At 64.0% G+C, this 15,432-nt stretch carries 12 protein-coding genes; 3 read left to right on the forward strand and 9 right to left on the reverse strand.

Annotation, left to right across the window (positions count from 1 at the left end; translation table 11 throughout):
- Window positions 1–68: 68 nt before the first annotated feature.
- The 5 genes from I8J29_RS23590 to I8J29_RS23610 all read right to left on the reverse strand — a co-directional run bounded on the left by I8J29_RS23590 (window position 69) and on the right by I8J29_RS23610 (window position 5,660).
- Window positions 69–1,130: a Gfo/Idh/MocA family protein gene (locus tag I8J29_RS23590; RefSeq protein ID WP_208849909.1), complete on the reverse strand. Its 1,062-nt coding sequence runs from the start codon at window positions 1,128–1,130 to the stop codon at window positions 69–71.
- Window positions 1,127–1,888 carry a ThuA domain-containing protein gene (locus tag I8J29_RS23595; RefSeq protein ID WP_208849910.1) on the reverse strand — a complete coding sequence of 254 codons (762 nt, stop codon included), beginning with the start codon at window positions 1,886–1,888 and terminating at the stop codon, window positions 1,127–1,129. Before I8J29_RS23595 ends, I8J29_RS23590 begins: the two co-directional genes overlap by 4 nt.
- A gap of 170 nt (window positions 1,889–2,058) precedes the next feature.
- The gene (locus I8J29_RS23600; RefSeq protein ID WP_208849911.1) at window positions 2,059–3,708 is read right to left on the reverse strand and encodes an extracellular solute-binding protein; all 1,650 of its coding nucleotides are present in this window, start codon (window positions 3,706–3,708) and stop codon (window positions 2,059–2,061) included.
- Window positions 3,709–3,793: 85 nt separating this feature from the next.
- On the reverse strand, window positions 3,794–4,708 hold the full coding sequence (locus I8J29_RS23605; protein WP_208849912.1) for a carbohydrate ABC transporter permease: 915 nt from the start codon (window positions 4,706–4,708) through the stop codon (window positions 3,794–3,796).
- 22 nt (window positions 4,709–4,730) lie between these two features.
- Complete coding sequence (locus I8J29_RS23610) at window positions 4,731–5,660, reverse strand: ABC transporter permease (protein WP_208849913.1); 930 nt, start codon at window positions 5,658–5,660, stop codon at window positions 4,731–4,733.
- 324 nt (window positions 5,661–5,984) lie between these two features.
- Here I8J29_RS23610 and I8J29_RS23615 point away from each other — a divergent pair, with 324 nt between their 5' ends.
- Together I8J29_RS23615 and I8J29_RS23620 are read left to right on the forward strand one after the other, a co-directional pair.
- Window positions 5,985–7,832, forward strand: coding sequence for a sensor histidine kinase (locus I8J29_RS23615; protein ID WP_208849914.1), 1,848 nt, complete (start codon window positions 5,985–5,987; stop codon window positions 7,830–7,832).
- 4 nt (window positions 7,833–7,836) lie between these two features.
- Window positions 7,837–9,444, forward strand: a complete 1,608-nt coding sequence (locus I8J29_RS23620; RefSeq protein ID WP_208849915.1) for a response regulator — start codon at window positions 7,837–7,839, stop codon at window positions 9,442–9,444.
- A gap of 68 nt (window positions 9,445–9,512) precedes the next feature.
- Here the strand turns inward: I8J29_RS23620 and I8J29_RS23625 are convergent, their stop codons facing one another.
- Window positions 9,513–10,451, reverse strand: coding sequence for a phosphotransferase family protein (locus I8J29_RS23625; RefSeq protein ID WP_208849916.1), 939 nt, complete (start codon window positions 10,449–10,451; stop codon window positions 9,513–9,515).
- A gap of 304 nt (window positions 10,452–10,755) precedes the next feature.
- On the opposite strand from I8J29_RS23625, the gene I8J29_RS23630 reads away from it, so the two are divergent.
- Entirely contained in the window at window positions 10,756–11,751 is a 996-nt protein-coding gene (locus I8J29_RS23630; RefSeq protein ID WP_208849917.1) for a ribose-phosphate diphosphokinase, read from the forward strand.
- Between the two features lie 242 nt (window positions 11,752–11,993).
- Here the strand turns inward: I8J29_RS23630 and iolB are convergent, their stop codons facing one another.
- From iolB to iolC, 3 genes are all read right to left on the reverse strand, one after another.
- A complete protein-coding gene (gene iolB / locus I8J29_RS23635) occupies window positions 11,994–12,812 on the reverse strand; it encodes a 5-deoxy-glucuronate isomerase (protein WP_208849918.1) in 819 nt (272 codons plus the stop codon).
- Window positions 12,813–12,918: 106 nt separating this feature from the next.
- Window positions 12,919–14,379, reverse strand: a complete 1,461-nt coding sequence (locus tag I8J29_RS23640; protein WP_208849919.1) for a CoA-acylating methylmalonate-semialdehyde dehydrogenase — start codon at window positions 14,377–14,379, stop codon at window positions 12,919–12,921.
- Window positions 14,380–14,400: 21 nt separating this feature from the next.
- Window positions 14,401–15,399 carry a 5-dehydro-2-deoxygluconokinase gene (gene iolC / locus I8J29_RS23645; protein WP_208849920.1) on the reverse strand — a complete coding sequence of 333 codons (999 nt, stop codon included), beginning with the start codon at window positions 15,397–15,399 and terminating at the stop codon, window positions 14,401–14,403.
- Between the last annotated feature and the right edge of the window lie 33 nt (window positions 15,400–15,432).

Consider the following 15,432-nt stretch of genomic DNA (forward strand, 5'->3'; position numbering starts at 1 on the left):
TTTTGTTAACGCGAAAAACCATCCCGACGACCGTCGGAATGGCTTGCGCATTCTGCTATTTCATGCCTTTAATCGCTCGCGCCTACCCTCACCGCGCGCTTCTCCGCGTCCGAACGGATGACCGCGTCCAGCACCTCCTGGTTGCGGTAGCCGTCCATGAAGTCCGGCAGGCCGTCCGTCGGGACGCCGTCCAGCATGGCGAGGAAGTCGCCGTACTGCGTCGTCTTGCAGCGCTCCGGCACGTCGAGGACCGCCCGCGCGAGCTGGCCCGGCGCTTCTTCGCGGATCCAGATCAGCCGGTCGGGATCGAGCGTCGTCGCGTGCAGCGTGCCGGCGTCGCCGTAGACGGACACCTCGTGCTGATTGCCCGAACCGATCGCGTTGCGCGACGATTGGAAGACGCCGACGGCCCCGCCCGCCATGCGCGCCTGGAAGCTGACGAAGTCGTCGACCTCGATGCGCACCATGCCGCCGGTCGCGGGATCCGGACGCTCGGGGATGAACGTCCGCAGCTGCGCCGACAGCTCGGCGAACTCGCCGAACAGGAAGCGCGCCAGGTCGATCATATGCGAGCCCAGATCGCCGAGCGTGCCGGTGCCGGTAATGTCCTTGTTGAACCGCCAGATGTACGGCGTGTTGTTCGGCGCCGCTCCCCAGCCCTGCAAGTACTGGATCGAGAAGCTGCGCACCTCGCCGAGCCTCCCGTCCCGCAGCAGCTCCCGCGCGTAGCGGAACGCCGGCGTGTACCGGTAGCTGAAGCCGATCATGCCCGCGACCGGCTGCCGCTCGTACTGCGCGAGCAGCGGCGCCGCCTCCTCGAAGACGCGGGTGAACGGCTTCTCGCCCAGAAACGGCTTGCCCGCTTCGAGGCAGGCCTGCATGATGGCGGCATGGATGTGGTTCGGCGTCACGGAGACGACCGCGTCGACGTCCGGGTCGGCGATCAGCCGCGCGAAGTCCGCGTACCGCTTCTCCGCCGGCAGGCCGAGCTGGTCGCCGACGGCCGCCAGCGCCGATTCGTTCACGTCGCTCGCCGCGACCACGCGGAAGCGGCCTTCGGCGGCCAGCCACCGGATATGCGACTGTACCATGCCGCCGAGTCCGATCAAGCCGATGCGATGCCCGTTCATTCGGCTTCCCCTCCCTTGCCCGTCTTCGCGCCGATCGCCTCGAGCGGCCGCGCGTTGCCGTAGACCGGCCGTTCCCGATCGACCGGCCGCGCCCAGTTGGCCGCGTTCGCGATGACGCGCTGCACGTCCGGGTGCCAATACGTCGGGTACGTCTCGTGCCCCGGCCGGAAATAAAACACCTTGCCGCTGCCCCGCTCGTACGCGCAGCCGCTGCGGAATACTTCCCCGCCCTCGAACCAGCTCGCGAACACGAGCTCGTCCGGCGCCGGGATGTCGAAGTGCTCGCCGTACATTTCCTCCCGCTCCAGCTCGATAGATTCCCCGATGCCCGCGGCGATCGGATGGCCCGGCGCGACGACCCAGAGGCGCTCCTTCTCGTTCGCTTCGCGCCACTTCAAGGCGCAGCTCGTGCCCATGAGCGCCCGGAATATTTTCGAGTCATGCCCCGAATGAAGCACGATGAGCCCCATGCCGTCCAGCACGCGGCGCTGCACCTTCGCCACGATGTCGTCGCGCACCTCTCCGTGCGCCAGATGCCCCCACCAGATCAGTACGTCCGTTCCGTTCAGCACGTCGTCCGTCAGCCCGTGCTCGGGCTCGTCGAGCGTCGCCGTGCGCGCCGCCATGCCCGCTTCCGTCAAGAACCCCGCGATCGCCGAATGAATCCCCTCCGGGTAAATCTCGCGCACCCGCGGGTTCTGCCGCTCGTGGCGGTTCTCGTTCCACACGGTGACCCGCAATGCCGTTGTCCTGCTCATGCTCGTTCTCCTCCCCGTCTCCCCTGCCGTCGCCGTTCCGTCCCTGCCGTCTCGCCGTCCGCCCCCGGGCCCGCGGCCGAAGCCCGGTCCATAGCCGGAACGCGGCCCCGCGGCGAACCGCGAGGCCGCGCGGGGCCGCGGACGAACCGGCGGCCGTTCCGATTGCCGGCTTACTTCACGTCCTGATAGCGCGCATAGGCGTCGTTATAAATCTTGACGAGCTTCTCGAGCCCCATGTCGTTCAGCTTCTTGACGTAGCCGTCCCACTCTTCCGCGATGCCGCCCTTCGTGATCCACTTCGCCCGCGTGCTGGCGATGTAGCTGTCGATGTCGGTCGTCAGCGTCGGCAAGTCCGCGTACTCCTCGGCCGTGTACATGACGTCCGGGAACGGCTCCGTCACGTATTCCTTGCCCAGGTTGTCGAGCTGCAGCTTCAGGCCGTCGCCGCTCGACGGATCGAGCTTGATGTTTTTCTCGAACGACGGGCTGGCGTATTTCGGGCCGAAATCCCGCAGGGAGCCGTCCCAATACCAAGCGTCCGCGCTCGTGCCGTCCGGCGGATCCATGAGCGTGTACGTGCCGTCGTCGTTCTTGGCGATGGTCGTGCCGATCGCGCCCCAGAAATTCTGGATGCTCGCTTCGCCGGTGTAGAATTCGTCGGCCCAGCGGGCGGCGACGTCCGGATATTTGGCGGTGGTCGTGATCAGCATCTCGTTGCGGCGGAAGCTCATGCCGTTCGGCTCGCCGAGCTGGTACTTGTTGCCGTCCGGGCCGGCGATCGGCGCGATCGTCTCGTACTGCTTGCTCCACTGCCCGAATACGGCGTCCGGCGTCCACTGGTACGAGAAGCCGACCAGCGCGGCGTCGGGATTTTGGCGCTTCGCCGTCAGCATCGTGCTGTCCTGCGTGAACGTTTCTTTGTCGATCAGGCCCTCGGCATACAGCTTATGCGCCCATTCCAAGCCCGCCTTGTACGCGTCCGACGTCGGGAAATACTCCGTCTTGCCGTCCTTGACGAGCATATGGTTGCCCCGCAGGTCCGTGATGCCGAACGGCGCGAGAACGTTCATGTCGAGGTCTCCCGAGTCGCTGTACGGAATTTCGTCCGCCTTGCCGTTGCCGTTCGGATCCTGCTCCTTGAACGCCTTCAGCACGTTGTACAGCTCGTCGATCGTCGTCGGCGCCTTCAGTCCGAGCTTGTCGAGCCAATCTTTGTTAATGACCGGCTGCACGGACGACACCGGACGCGACGGCAGCCGCGCGGGCAGCGAGTAGATCTTGCCGTCCGGGAACGTGCTGAGCTTCTTCAGCTCCGGCGACTCCTGCATGGCGGCCTTCAGGTTCGGCATATCCTTCTCGATGTACTCGTCGAGGGGACGGAAAATCCCGAGGTTGTTCACGATGTCCGAATCCCCGAACGCGAGGTCGCCGATGATGACGTCCGGCAGCTTGCCGCTCGCCAGCATGACGGATTTCTGATCGCCCCAGTCGTTCGAGGAGACGACCTGCCAATTGATCTTGACGTTCGTGCGCTTCTCCAGGTCCTGCAGCCAGGCGTTCTTCGTGAACGTGTCGCCCATGTTGCCCCAGCGGATCGTCAGCACGTTGAGCGTGACCGGCTCGTCGACGATCGGCATCCCTTCCTGATGAAAGTTGCCGTCGCCGGTCTTCGCGTTCGTGCCGCCGTTCGCCGCCGGCGCGTTCGTATTCTTGCCGTCGTTGTCGCCGCTGCAGCCCGCGAGCACGGCCGTGCCGAGCACGGCGGCCAGGGTCAGGCCGGACAGCATGCGGAATGCGGATCGTTTCGATGCGTTTGCCATGCGTAAACTCCCCCTATGAATGAATCGATGAATGGCGTTCGTCTTTCTTGCCCTGCTTTACAGCCGTTGCCCAAGGGCGGCGCCGCTACTCCTTCACCGCGCCGATCATCACCCCCTTGTTGAAATACTTCTGCACGAACGGGTAGAAGCACATGATCGGCAGCGTGGAGACGATGATGACGGAGTAACGGAGCAGATTGGCCAGGCGCAGCGCGATTTGCGCCGCTTCCCCGGTGCCGAGGGCGGTCTGCATCTGGTTCGTGATCAGGATGTCCCGAAGAATCAGCTGCAGCGGGAACAGGTTCTTGTTCTGCAAATAAATCAGCGCGTTGAAGTACGCGTTCCACTGCCCCACCGCGAACCAGAGCGCGAGCACGGAGACGACCGCCTTCGATAGCGGCAGCACGATCAGGACGTAGAACCGCAGGTTGCCGCAGCCGTCGAGCTGCGCCGCTTCCCACAATTCCGCCGGGATGCTCGTGCGGAAGAACGTCCGCGCCACGATGATGTCGAACACGGCGACCGAGAACGGCAGCACCATGACGAGGAACGTATCGTACAGGTGGAAGTCCCGGATCGTCAGAAACGTCGGAATGAGCCCGCCGTTGAAAAACATCGTGAAGATGAAGAACAGCGAAATCGCTTTGCGCCCCGCGAGATCCCGCCGCGAGAGCGCGTAGCCGGCCGACACGTTGACGGTCAGGCCGATCGCGGTGCCGACGACCGTATAGAGGATCGTGTTGCGGTAGCCGACCCAAATATTGGCGTGCTTGAGCAGCTCCTTATAGCCGTCGAGCGTGAAGCCGCTCGGCAGCAGCCACACCTTCCCGTTCCCGACCGCGGACGGGTCGCTGAACGAGGCGATGACGATGAAGTACAGCGGATATACCACAATCAATAGCACGACGGCGGCCCAAATGTACAGCAGCGTCTCCAGCAGCCGATCGCCGGAACGCGCCGGTTTGGGCGGAAGCACGGTCGGTTTCGTTGCCGCTTCCATGATGTCCTCTCCTCCCTCCCGTTTACCAGAGACTGTGCTCGGAATATTTTCTGGACACCCAGTTGACCAGAATCAGCAGCGCGAAATTGATGGCCGTATTGAACAGGTTGATCGCCGCCGAGAAGCTGTACTGGGAGCTGATGAGCCCGATCTTGTACACGTAGGTCGAGATGACCTCGCTGCCGGAAATGTTCAGGTTGTTCTGCATGAGGTACGCCTTCTCGAAGCCGACGCCGAGCAGGCCGCCGACCCGCAGGATGAGCAGCGTCACCGCCGTCGGGATCAGCATCGGGATGTCGATGTAGCGGATCTTGTGCCACCGGCTCGCGCCGTCGACCGTCGCCGCCTCGTACAGGCTCGGATCGACCGACGACAGCGCCGCGATGTAGATGATGCTGTCCCAGCCCGTGTGCTGCCAGACGTCGGACCAGACGTAGACGCTGCTGAACAGTCCCCCGGAGCCCATCAGGTTCGGCGCCTCGGCCCCGAACAGCCGGTAGATGCTGCCGATCAGCCCGCTGCCCGGCGAGAGCAGGATGAGCATCAGGCCGACGACGACGACGGTCGAGATGAAGTGCGGCATGTACGTGACCGTCTGGAAGAGCCGCTTGAACCGGCCCGCCCGCAGCTGATTGACGCCGAGCGCGAACAAGATCGGGATCGGGAACGTCGCGAAGCTGTACAGGCTGATGACGAGCGTGTTTTTGATCGTGATCGGGAATTGATAGGAATGGAAATATTTCTCGAAATACTTGAACCCCGCCCACGGGCTGCCCATGATGCCGGACACGGGATTGAAATCCTTGAAGGCGATGATGACGCCGTACATCGGCTTATACGTGAAGCACAGCAGCAGCACGGCGGCCGGCAGCAGCAGCAGGTATAGCCCCCAGTTCCGGCCGATCCGCGCGAACGTCCGCCGCGGATTGCCGCTCGATTGCGTGTTGATCAATGCTCGAAGCCCCCTTTTGCCCGATGAACGAGCGCGTGCGCCGTTCGGTGTGCTCTCAGTATACGAGAGCCCGCCCGGCGGCAGGCGGACCTCCTTCGCGCGTTATTCGGACTTTTCGGGGGCGGCGCAAGGCGATCCGGACCGATCCGGGCCTCTGGGCGGCCGGGGGACGGCGGAAACCGGACTTTTTGGCGTCACTTTCCGGACATTCGGCGGTTTGGGACCCGTTCCCGGCTTGTTTTTTCGCGGGCCGGCATTATAATAATCAGACAGCGAAAGCGATTTCGGCGGCCGGCGCCGGCAGAGAGGGGACTTGCGGGGCAGATGGCACGTCATACGGAGCGCAAGCTGCATCCGATCCAGCACTACGTCCGAATCATCCTGATCATCTCGTTCTCCGCGCTGATCCTGGATTTCATCATCAGCTTCGCGTCGATCGCGATCGTCAAGCAGCAGTCGGCCCGGGATTTGCGGGACACGTCCTACCTGTACATCAACCGGATCAACGCCGACTTCGCCTACATCAACCACTTCATGGGCTGGACGCTCGCCAACGACGAGAACGTCAAGGTGATGAACGCGCACGCCCCGGACGAACCCGAGTTCCTGAAGGCGAACAAGACGCTGTACCGGCGCTTCGTCGAGGTGCAGAAGGGCTACGGCGAGCAGTACAATTTCTTCCTCTACTTCGACAAGAAGGATTACTTGCAGAACTGCGCCCCCATGGGCATGACGTACAAGGAATATCAGGCGCTGCAGAAGCAGGTCGGCCTCTATATCAAAGACAAGGTGTACTACGAGAAGCTGTATTCGTGGTGGTCGACCGTCCAGCTAGCCGGCAAATCCTTCATTCTCAACATCGTCCCGTACCATGACAGCTACCTGATCTGCCTGATCTCGGCGGACGACCTGATCCGCCCGCTGCGCGAGACGAACCTCGGCGAGAACGGCTACGCGTCGCTGATCAGCGAGGACGGCAGCCGCGTCACGAGCCCGATCTCGAACAAGGGCAAGCTGCTGGACCCGAGTCCCGCGCGCGCCGCCCTGCTCGACCTGGTCCAGCCGAAGACGACGGTGAACGGCGCCTTCACGAACGCGTCCTTCTACGTGCAGCTCGTCATCCAGTTCGGAGCGTTCGAGAAAATCATGATCGCCCAGCTGCTCATCGTGCTGCTGGCCGTCATCATCGCCGCGAGCCTGTGCTTCATCCTGCTCTACTTCAAGCACAAGGTGCTCCAGCCGATCAAGAGCTTCTCCTACAACCTCGCCTTCTGGACCGGCGACGGCGAACCGATCGACGTGCAGAGCAGCAAGATGGCGGAGCTCGAGAAGGCGAACCGGCAGTTCCGGATCCTCGTGAAGCAGATCAAGGAATACAAGATCGACATCTACGAGCGCGAGCTCGAGAAGCAGCGCATCCAGCTGGATTACATGAAGCTGCAAATCAAGCCGCATTTCTTCCTGAACTGCCTCACGACGATCCACAGCATGGCGCAGATGGGCATGGACGAGGAGATTCAGCAGATGGCGCTGTCGACGTCGGCGTATTTCCGGTACATCTTCCGGGAAGGCCGGGATTTCGTGCGGCTCGCGGACGAGCTCGAGCATGTGCGGATCTATCTCGAGATTCAGCGCAGCCGTTACCGCGACTCCTTCGTCTACCGGATCTCCCAAGCCGAAGACGCGCGGGACGCGCAGATTCCGCCGCTCGTGCTGCAGACGTTCGTCGAGAACGCCGTCAAATACGCGGTGTCCCGCGAGCACGAGACGTCGATCGCGATCGAGGTCGAGCGCCGCTTGCGCGAGGAGACGGAGGGCGGCGGCGTAACGGTGATCCGCATCGCGGACACCGGCCCCGGCTTCGCGCCGGACGTCCTGGCGAAGCTGCGGCGCGGGGAGCCGCTGGACCGATCGGGCGGGACGCGGATCGGCATCATGAACACCGTGCAGCGGCTGTCCCAGCTGTACGGCGACGGGGCGTCCGTCCGCTTCGGCGGCGCGGACGGCGGCGGCGCCCTCGTCGTGCTGGAGCTGCCGGAGCCGCCGGAGCCGCCGGATGCGGCGATAACGGGAACGGCGAGAGGGACGGGAGCGGCGAGGACAATGACCGGAACGACGGAAACGGCGAATGGAGCATCGGGAACGGGGAATTCATCCGGAAAAGGAGCGTGACGAGATGAACGTGCTGCTCGTGGACGACGATTATTTCGTCGTGACCGCGCTGGAGACGAAGATCGACTGGGCGTTGCTGGGCATCGGGACGGTCCATACCGCCCATAACGTCGCCCAGGCGCGCGACGTCTTGATGCGCCATGACATTCACATCCTCGTCTCCGACATCGAGATGCCGCAGGGCAGCGGCCTCGAGCTGCTGGCCTGGATCCGCGAGGAACGGTACGACGTGCAGGCGATCTTCCTGACCAACTACGCGGATTTCAACTACGCGCAGAAGGCGATCGAACTACGCAGCTTCGAGTACTTCCTGAAGCCGATCCAGTTCGACAAGCTGATGCTCATCCTCCGCAAGGCCGTCGAGCGGGCGAAGGAGCAGCAGCGCGACGCGCTTGCGATCGAGGAAGGCCGCTACTGGCAGCGGAACCAGGCGAAGATGCTGGAGCACTTCTGGCGGAAGCTCGTCAGCGGCAGCGCCTCCTCCCCGCTCCGGCCCGCCGAGATCGCGGACGCCGTCGAAGAGCAGCATCTCGGCTACGCGCTGGACGATTCCGTGCAGCCCGTGCTGCTGCGCCTCTTCCCGGAGGACGGCACCATGGGCCGGGAGGAGAAGCACCTGTTCGACTTCGCCCTGCAGAACGTCCTCCACGAGCTGTTCCGGCATCCGGCGTTCGCCGTCGAGACGGCGCTGGAATACAAGACGCATCAATGGATCGCCGTCTTGAAGTGGCACCGTCCGCCCGACGCCGGGGCGCTCGAGGCGCCGTGCGCGGCGTTCGTCGAGCAGGCGAGGCGCGCGCTCAAGAGCGACGCGTGCTGCCTCGTCGGCCGCGCCGGCCGGCTGGGCGGCGCGAGCGCGATCCTGCGGGAGCTGCTGCAGGCCAACGACGAGCTCGTGAAGCGCCGCAACCGGGTCTTCTTCGCGGACGCGGGCCGCGGGCCGGCCGAGGACTGCTACCTCCCGCCGGACCTGGCGCGGCTGGAGGCGCGGCTGGATCAGGGCAAGCCCGCCGAATTCCTGGCGGAGACGTCGCGGTACTTGGACGAACAAGCGCGGCAGCCCGGCTTCACGACGCCCGTGCTCAATCTGTTCCGGCTCGACATGATGCAGCTCGTCTACGCCTTCCTCAAGTCGAAGGGCATCCAGGCGCATCAGCTGTACGCCGGCCGGGCGAACGAGCGGCTGCTAGCCCAGTCGCTGCACTCCGTCGAGGACATGGAAGCCTACCTGCGCGCCCTGGTCGGGACCGCCATGGATTACCGCCGGTTCGCGGAGCAGCCGACGTCCGTCGCGGACGAGATCAAGCAGTACATCCGCGCGCATTACGGCGAGGACCTGACCCGCAACAGCCTCGCCGACGTCGTCTTCCTCCACCCGGACTACCTGGCCCGCCTGTTCAAGAAGGAGACCGGCGTCTCGCTCGGCGCGTACATCATCGAAGCGCGCATCGCGGCCGCGAAGCAGCTGCTCCGTTCGACCGGCCTGTCGGTGTTCGACGTGGCGAAGAAGGTCGGCTACGCCAACTACTCGTACTTCGCGAAGGTGTTCAAGCAGGAGGCCGGCGTGTCGCCGAACGAGTATAAGCTGGGGGAAAACGCGGGGCGGACGTGATCGTTCGTAACGTGAAAGAGGTCAACCGGGAAGCCGGTTGACCTCTTTTCAGCGCATCCCGCAATCCGCTAATCCATCGCAATGCCGACTGCTTGTTTCGCGAACGCGGCATAGGGTTGAACCAGATCGGACCTGCGATTGATCGCCCATCTGAGGTTGTCGAAAGCCCTTAACAGCAAATAACGCCTGATGCCGGCAAGGTTTTCTCCGCCGAAGCCGTATCCGGCTAGAAAGGCTTCGAATTCCTCGGCCGTCGCGCTTTCCTCCAGCGCCAGCATCCGATAATGCATCAATTGAGCGATCGTTGCGTGCGGTACCGCGCTGACTTTCGCGTTCCAATCCAGCAGTATGACTTGGCCGGCCGGATTGACCATCGTATTCTTCAAAGAGAGATCGCCATGGTTCAAGCCGAAGCGGAACGGTTCCCGCTTTAGAGCTTCAAACCGTTCTTTTATGCGCCGCGATTCCGCCAGAGTAATGACCCCGAGCTCAATCAAGCGGTCGTCTTCGGTCAGACTATGGATATTATGCTGCACATACCCTAGCCAACTGCCGTCCGATCCCGCGTGAGGCGGGGACCGAAACTCGCCATGTACCGGATCGGCCAGATTCTCCCCATAGCCTTTCACCGGAATCGAATGAATGCGTCTGGCATATTCGCCCAATTTTCTCCAAATTACGGACCGGGGTACGGTACTTTCTGCCCCGTTGTCTCCCTCGATAAAGGCTTGAATCATATAAGCGGTGCCATCGGCCATACCGACGGACAACACCTCGGGTCCCGGAACGCCGACCGCTGCTGCTTGCCCGATGCACCATTTCTCTTTGACAAAGCCCGGATAGGCAGCTTCGTCGTTCATGCGGACGACAACCTTGCGGTTCTCCGTTTCGACTGCGCACACCTGATTCATGCTGCCTTTGCCCGTGATCGGATAGGCAGTCGTTATGGGTTCCCGGAGGAAATCGCCGGCAATTCGCGCGGCTTGTTCGACTATAGCCTCTTTCATGGTCGCTGGCTCCCTTCGCCCTGCTTTGAATCGTTAAGATTACGAACGTTAAACCCGCTAAAATGCCGCACGTATAGGAACGCCCGCGAACCTAATTAGTTGCGCTTGGCGAACCGGCGTCCAATCCGGCGGCATGCGGCGGGAGGGAATTTGTGGTAGATTAAAGGAGAGAAGAAACGCAGCAGGCGACCGCAGCCGCACGGACGGATGGTTCACTTTCGGACAAAACGAGTAACGGGAAGAGGACGGGACGGGACGCGACTTGCAATCGGAGTCAAGCAACCATCGAAAAGGACGGTGCGACATGGAAAACGCCGGGATCAAAATTTTTGCGGGGAGCTCCGGGATCGCCTTCGCGCGGAAAATCTGCGATTACCTGGAAGTCGAGCTCGGCCGGTCCGAGACGATCACCTTCTCCGAAGGCAACACGTTCGTGCGGATCGGCGAGACGGTCCGCGACAAGGACGTCTATCTCGTCCAATCGATCGGCTTGAATCCGAACAACGAATTCGTCGAGATTCTGTTTTGGGTCGATGCGTTCAAGCGGGCGAGCGCCCACTCCGTGACGGTGATCATGCCGTATTTCAGCTACGCCAAGGGCGACAAGAAGGACGAACCCCGCGTATCCATCCGCGCGCGCGTCTGCGCGGAATCCATCGAGCTGGCCGGGGCGGACCGCATCGTGGCGATGGATCTGCACAGCCATCAGATTCAAGGCTTTTTCAAGAAGCCCGTGGACCATCTCTTCGCCTTGCCCGTGCTGTGCGAGGTCATCATGCGGATGCGGCTGGACGAGTTCGTCGTCGTCTCGCCGGACGCCGGGTTCGCGAAGCAAGCGCGCAAGTACGCGAATTACCTCGGCACCACGATGGCGATCGGGGACAAGACCCGCAAGGACCACCGGGAACGGGCCGAGATCATGGACATTATCGGCGACGTCCAAGGCAAGACGGCGGTCATCGTCGACGACTTCTCGCTGACGGGCGGCTCGATCGTGGAACTGTCGAAATGCTTGGTCGAGCGGGGAGCCAAGCGCATCATGGCCTGCTTGTCCCATGCGGTATTGAACGAGGCGGCCGTCCGCAAGATCGAAGCGAGCGCGATCGAGCGGCTGATCGTGACGGATTCCGTGGAGAATCCGCATCTCGTCCATTCCGCCAAAATCCAGTGCATCTCCGTGGCGCCGTTATTCGGCGAAGCCATCCGCCGCATTCACCGGAAGGAATCGGTGAGCCCGCTGTTCGAGCGCGTGCCGAGCAAAGTCGTGGCGTGCTCCACGGACGCGTTTCCGATCGACTAGCGCGGCGAAGCGAAGCATTCGCGATATTAACGATTTAGGCCGTTAAACGGCGACAGCCCCGGACGCGATGATGCGGTCCGGGGCTGTCGCCGTTTGCGTATGCGGTTCGCTCGGGCGAACGCGCATGCTCCGTGCTCTGCTTGGCGTTTTCTGCTTGGCGTTTTCTGCTTCCCTTGCTCTTGTTTCCGTGCTCACCCTGCTCTGTTTTCGTGCTCTTCCCTTCGTGCCTCGCGGTCCGGGTCTTACTTCCCGGCCGGCTTCGGCATGAGCCACGCATGGTCGGGATCGTTATGGAACTTCCACGTCCGCACCGGTCCGGCCATGACGTTCAAGTAGTACGCGTCGTAGCCGGGCGGTGCCGACACGGGGTGATAGCCCCGCGGCACGAGCACGGCCTCGCCGTGCTTCACGGCCAGCGTCTCGTCCAGCGAGCGGTCGTCCGTGTACACCCGCTGCACCGCGAAGCCCTGCTCCGGCTGCACCTCGTAGTAGTACGTCTCCTCGAGCAGCGATTCCTCGGGCAAGTGATCCCGGTCGTGCTTGTGCGGGGGGTAGCTGGACCAATGGCCGCCGGGCGTGAACACTTCCACGACGAGCAGCCCGTCCGCCGCCTCGCCTTCCGGTAAAATGTTATGGATGAGCCGTTCCGTGCTCCCCTGCCCGCGGACTTCGACGCCCACCTGCTCCGGCCCGATGAGCCGGGCGGGATGCGTGCCCTTGCCGGGCGCCCAGCAGACGGCGAGCCGCAGCCCGGTCACTGCCGCGACCTCGAACCGGTCGCCGCTCGGCACGTAGACGGCGTACGGCGGGATTTTCTCGAAGACGTTCATCCGTTCCCCGATATTCGTCCACGCCTGCTCCGCCGTCGCGACGTCCGCACGGCCCGCGAGCAGCACGAGGCATGCCTCGCGCTCCCCCGTCGGCACATTCAGCCGCGCCCCTTCTTCCAGTTGGTACACCTCGAAGCCGACGTACGTCCACCCCGCCGTCTCCGGCGTGATGCGCAGCAAGCTGCCGTCCGCGTCCGGCGTCCGGTTCGGTCTGACGATCAATTCGCTCATGATGCGCTCCTCTCAGGCGAGGCCGGGACCGCCGCAAGCGCCGGCCGCGGCCGCGGCATCGCTGCCGGCAGGCCGCGCGGCGGCGCCTCGCGTCCCGGCTCGGCGGCTACCAGCGCGCCGTCACCATTTTTTTCCGCGTGTAGAACTCCACGCCGTCTTGTCCGTTCGCGTGCAGGTCGCCGTAGAACGACTTCTTCCAGCCCGAGAACGGGAAGAACGCCATCGGCGCGGGCACGCCCAGGTTGATGCCGAGCATGCCGGCGTCGATCGTCTCGCGGAAGCGGCGCACGTGGCTGCCGTTCTGCGTGAACAGGCACGCGCCGTTCGCGAAGTCCGAGCGGTTCGCGAGCGCGATCGCCTCGTCCAGGGTCGCGACGCGCACGATGGACAGCACCGGCGCGAAAATCTCGTCCTTCCAAATCTTCATCTCGCTCGTCACGTGATCGAAGATCGTCGGGCCGACGAAGTACCCGTCGCCCGCGGCCGCCGCGTCCGCGCGGCCGTCCCGGCGCAGCACCGCGCCGTCCCGCTCGCCCGACTCGATGTACCCGAGCGTCCGGTCCTTGTGAGGGCCGCGGATGACCGGGCCGAGGAAGACGCCCTCGTCGAGGCCGTTCCCGATCGTGATCTTGTCCGCCGCCTCGACCAGCTTCGCGATGAGCGGCTCGGCCGCGTCGCCGACGGCGACGACGACGGAGCACGCCATGCAGCGCTCGCCCGCGGACCCGAAGGCCGCGCCGATGATCTGCGTCACCGCCGCGTCCAGATCCGCGTCCGGCATGACGATGGAATGGTTCTTCGCGCCGGCGAGCGCTTGGACGCGCTTGCCGTGCGCCGACGCCGTCTTGTAGACGTATTCGGCCACCGGCTGGGAGCCGACGAACGAGATCGCCTTGACGTCCGGGTGCTCCAGCAGTCCGTTCACGACGTCGTGCGCGCCGTGGACGACGTTCAGCACGCCGCCTGGCAGGCCCGCGTCGCGGAACAGCTCCGCGAGCCGGTTCGCGAGCAGCGGCGTCCGTTCGGACGGCTTCAGCACGAACGTATTGCCGCAGGCGATGGCGAGCGGGAACATCCAGCACGGCACCATCATCGGGAAGTTGAACGGCGTGATGCCGCCGACGACGCCGACCGGGTAGCGGTACATGCCGGATTCCAGGTTCGTCGCGATGTCGGGCAGCTGGCGGCCCATCATGAGCGACGGCGCGCCCGCGGCGAACTCGACGCATTCGATGCCGCGCAGCACTTCGCCGTGCGCTTCGGTGTAGCTCTTGCCGTTCTCCAGCGTGACGATGCGGGCCAGCTCTTCCCAGTGATCGACGAGCAGCTGCTGGTATTTGAACAGGATGCGCGCGCGGCGCGGAACCGGCGTCTTGCTCCACGTTTCGAAGGCCGCCTGCGCGGCGCGCACGGCGCCGTCCAGCTCGTCCTTGGACGAGAGCGGCGTATAGGCGATGATCTCGCCGGTGGCCGGATTATAGACCGGCTCGGAGCTGCCGGAGACGGAGGCGGTCCACTCGCCGCCGATGAAGTTGTTCAGAAGAGCCGGTGCGTTCGCGTGGGACATACGGATGATCTCCTTTCGGGATTACGCGTGTTGGGAAGCCTGGATGTAAGCATCGACTTGCTCGGCGGTCGGCATGGCGTCGGAGCAGCTGTGGCTCGAGATGACGATGGAGGCCGCCGCGCTGCCGTAGGCCATGCTGCGGTCGACGCTCCAGCCCTGCATCAGGCCGTGCAGGAAGCCGGCCGCGTACGAATCGCCGGCGCCGAACGTCTTGACGACCTTGGCGGGGAAAATCGCGCCCCGGTGCGAGCCGCCGTCCTTGCCGTAGGCGATGGAGCCATCCTTGCCGTGCTTGATGATGACGAGCTCGGCGCGGCAGCCGAACCACTGCGCCGCCGTGACGGCATCGCTGCGTTCGGCGTTGCCGTCGAAGCGCTCGAGCATGTCGAACTCCTCGCGGGTGCCGATGATGATATCGCTCTTCTCGGCCGCCAGGTGGTAGTAGATCGCCGTCTCTTCGGGCGACGTCCACGTGTACGGGCGGTAATCGATGTCGAAGACGACCTTCGTGCCGTGCTTGCGGGCATAGCGGATCGCGAGCAGCACCGCTTCGCGCGACGGGCTCTTGGCAAGCGCCGTGCCCGAGACGAGCAGCACCCGGCTCTCCGCGATCAGCGCTTCGTCCACTTCGCCGGGGGCGAGCAGCAGATCGGCGGCGTTGTCGCGGTACATGAGGATGCTGCAGTCTTCCGGGCTCTTGATCTCCGTGAACGCGAGTCCCGTCACGGCGCCCGTCCGGTCCGTCGTCACGCCGGCCGCGTCGATGCCGTTGTCGCGCAGATAGCCCAGGATGAACCGGCCCATCTGGTCGTCCGCGATCTTGCCGATGAAGGCCGTGCGGTGGCCGAGGCGGGCCATGCCGATGCAGATGTTGGCGGGCGAACCGCCGACGTACTTGGTAAAGGTCATCGTCTCTTCCATCGGACGGTTGATTTCGTTGGCGTTCAGGTCGATGCACAGCCGGCCGATCGCGACGAAGTCGCGCGGACGGCCGGCGGGAAACGCAAGGGTGTTATCCATCGTGCAGCCCTCCTTGATGTGGGTTCGATAACG

Origin of the sequence: Paenibacillus artemisiicola (assembly GCF_017652985.1) — a bacterium.
Taxonomy (GTDB): Bacteria; Bacillota; Bacilli; order Paenibacillales; family Paenibacillaceae; genus Paenibacillus_Z; species Paenibacillus_Z artemisiicola.

Bases quoted from the DNA above. Each gene is read 5' to 3' on its own strand.
- I8J29_RS23590 (WP_208849909.1), bottom strand. From the start codon at position 1,130: ATGAACGGGCATCGCATCGGCTTGATCGGACTCGGCGGCATGGTACAG.
- I8J29_RS23595 (WP_208849910.1), bottom strand. From the start codon at position 1,888: ATGAGCAGGACAACGGCATTGCGGGTCACCGTGTGGAACGAGAACCGC.
- I8J29_RS23600 (WP_208849911.1), bottom strand. From the start codon at position 3,708: ATGGCAAACGCATCGAAACGATCCGCATTCCGCATGCTGTCCGGCCTG.
- I8J29_RS23605 (WP_208849912.1), bottom strand. From the start codon at position 4,708: ATGGAAGCGGCAACGAAACCGACCGTGCTTCCGCCCAAACCGGCGCGT.
- I8J29_RS23615 (WP_208849914.1), top strand. From the start codon at position 5,985: ATGGCACGTCATACGGAGCGCAAGCTGCATCCGATCCAGCACTACGTC.
- I8J29_RS23620 (WP_208849915.1), top strand. From the start codon at position 7,837: ATGAACGTGCTGCTCGTGGACGACGATTATTTCGTCGTGACCGCGCTG.
- I8J29_RS23625 (WP_208849916.1), bottom strand. From the start codon at position 10,451: ATGAAAGAGGCTATAGTCGAACAAGCCGCGCGAATTGCCGGCGATTTC.
- I8J29_RS23630 (WP_208849917.1), top strand. From the start codon at position 10,756: ATGGAAAACGCCGGGATCAAAATTTTTGCGGGGAGCTCCGGGATCGCC.
- iolB (WP_208849918.1), bottom strand. From the start codon at position 12,812: ATGAGCGAATTGATCGTCAGACCGAACCGGACGCCGGACGCGGACGGC.
- I8J29_RS23640 (WP_208849919.1), bottom strand. From the start codon at position 14,379: ATGTCCCACGCGAACGCACCGGCTCTTCTGAACAACTTCATCGGCGGC.
- iolC (WP_208849920.1), bottom strand. From the start codon at position 15,399: ATGGATAACACCCTTGCGTTTCCCGCCGGCCGTCCGCGCGACTTCGTC.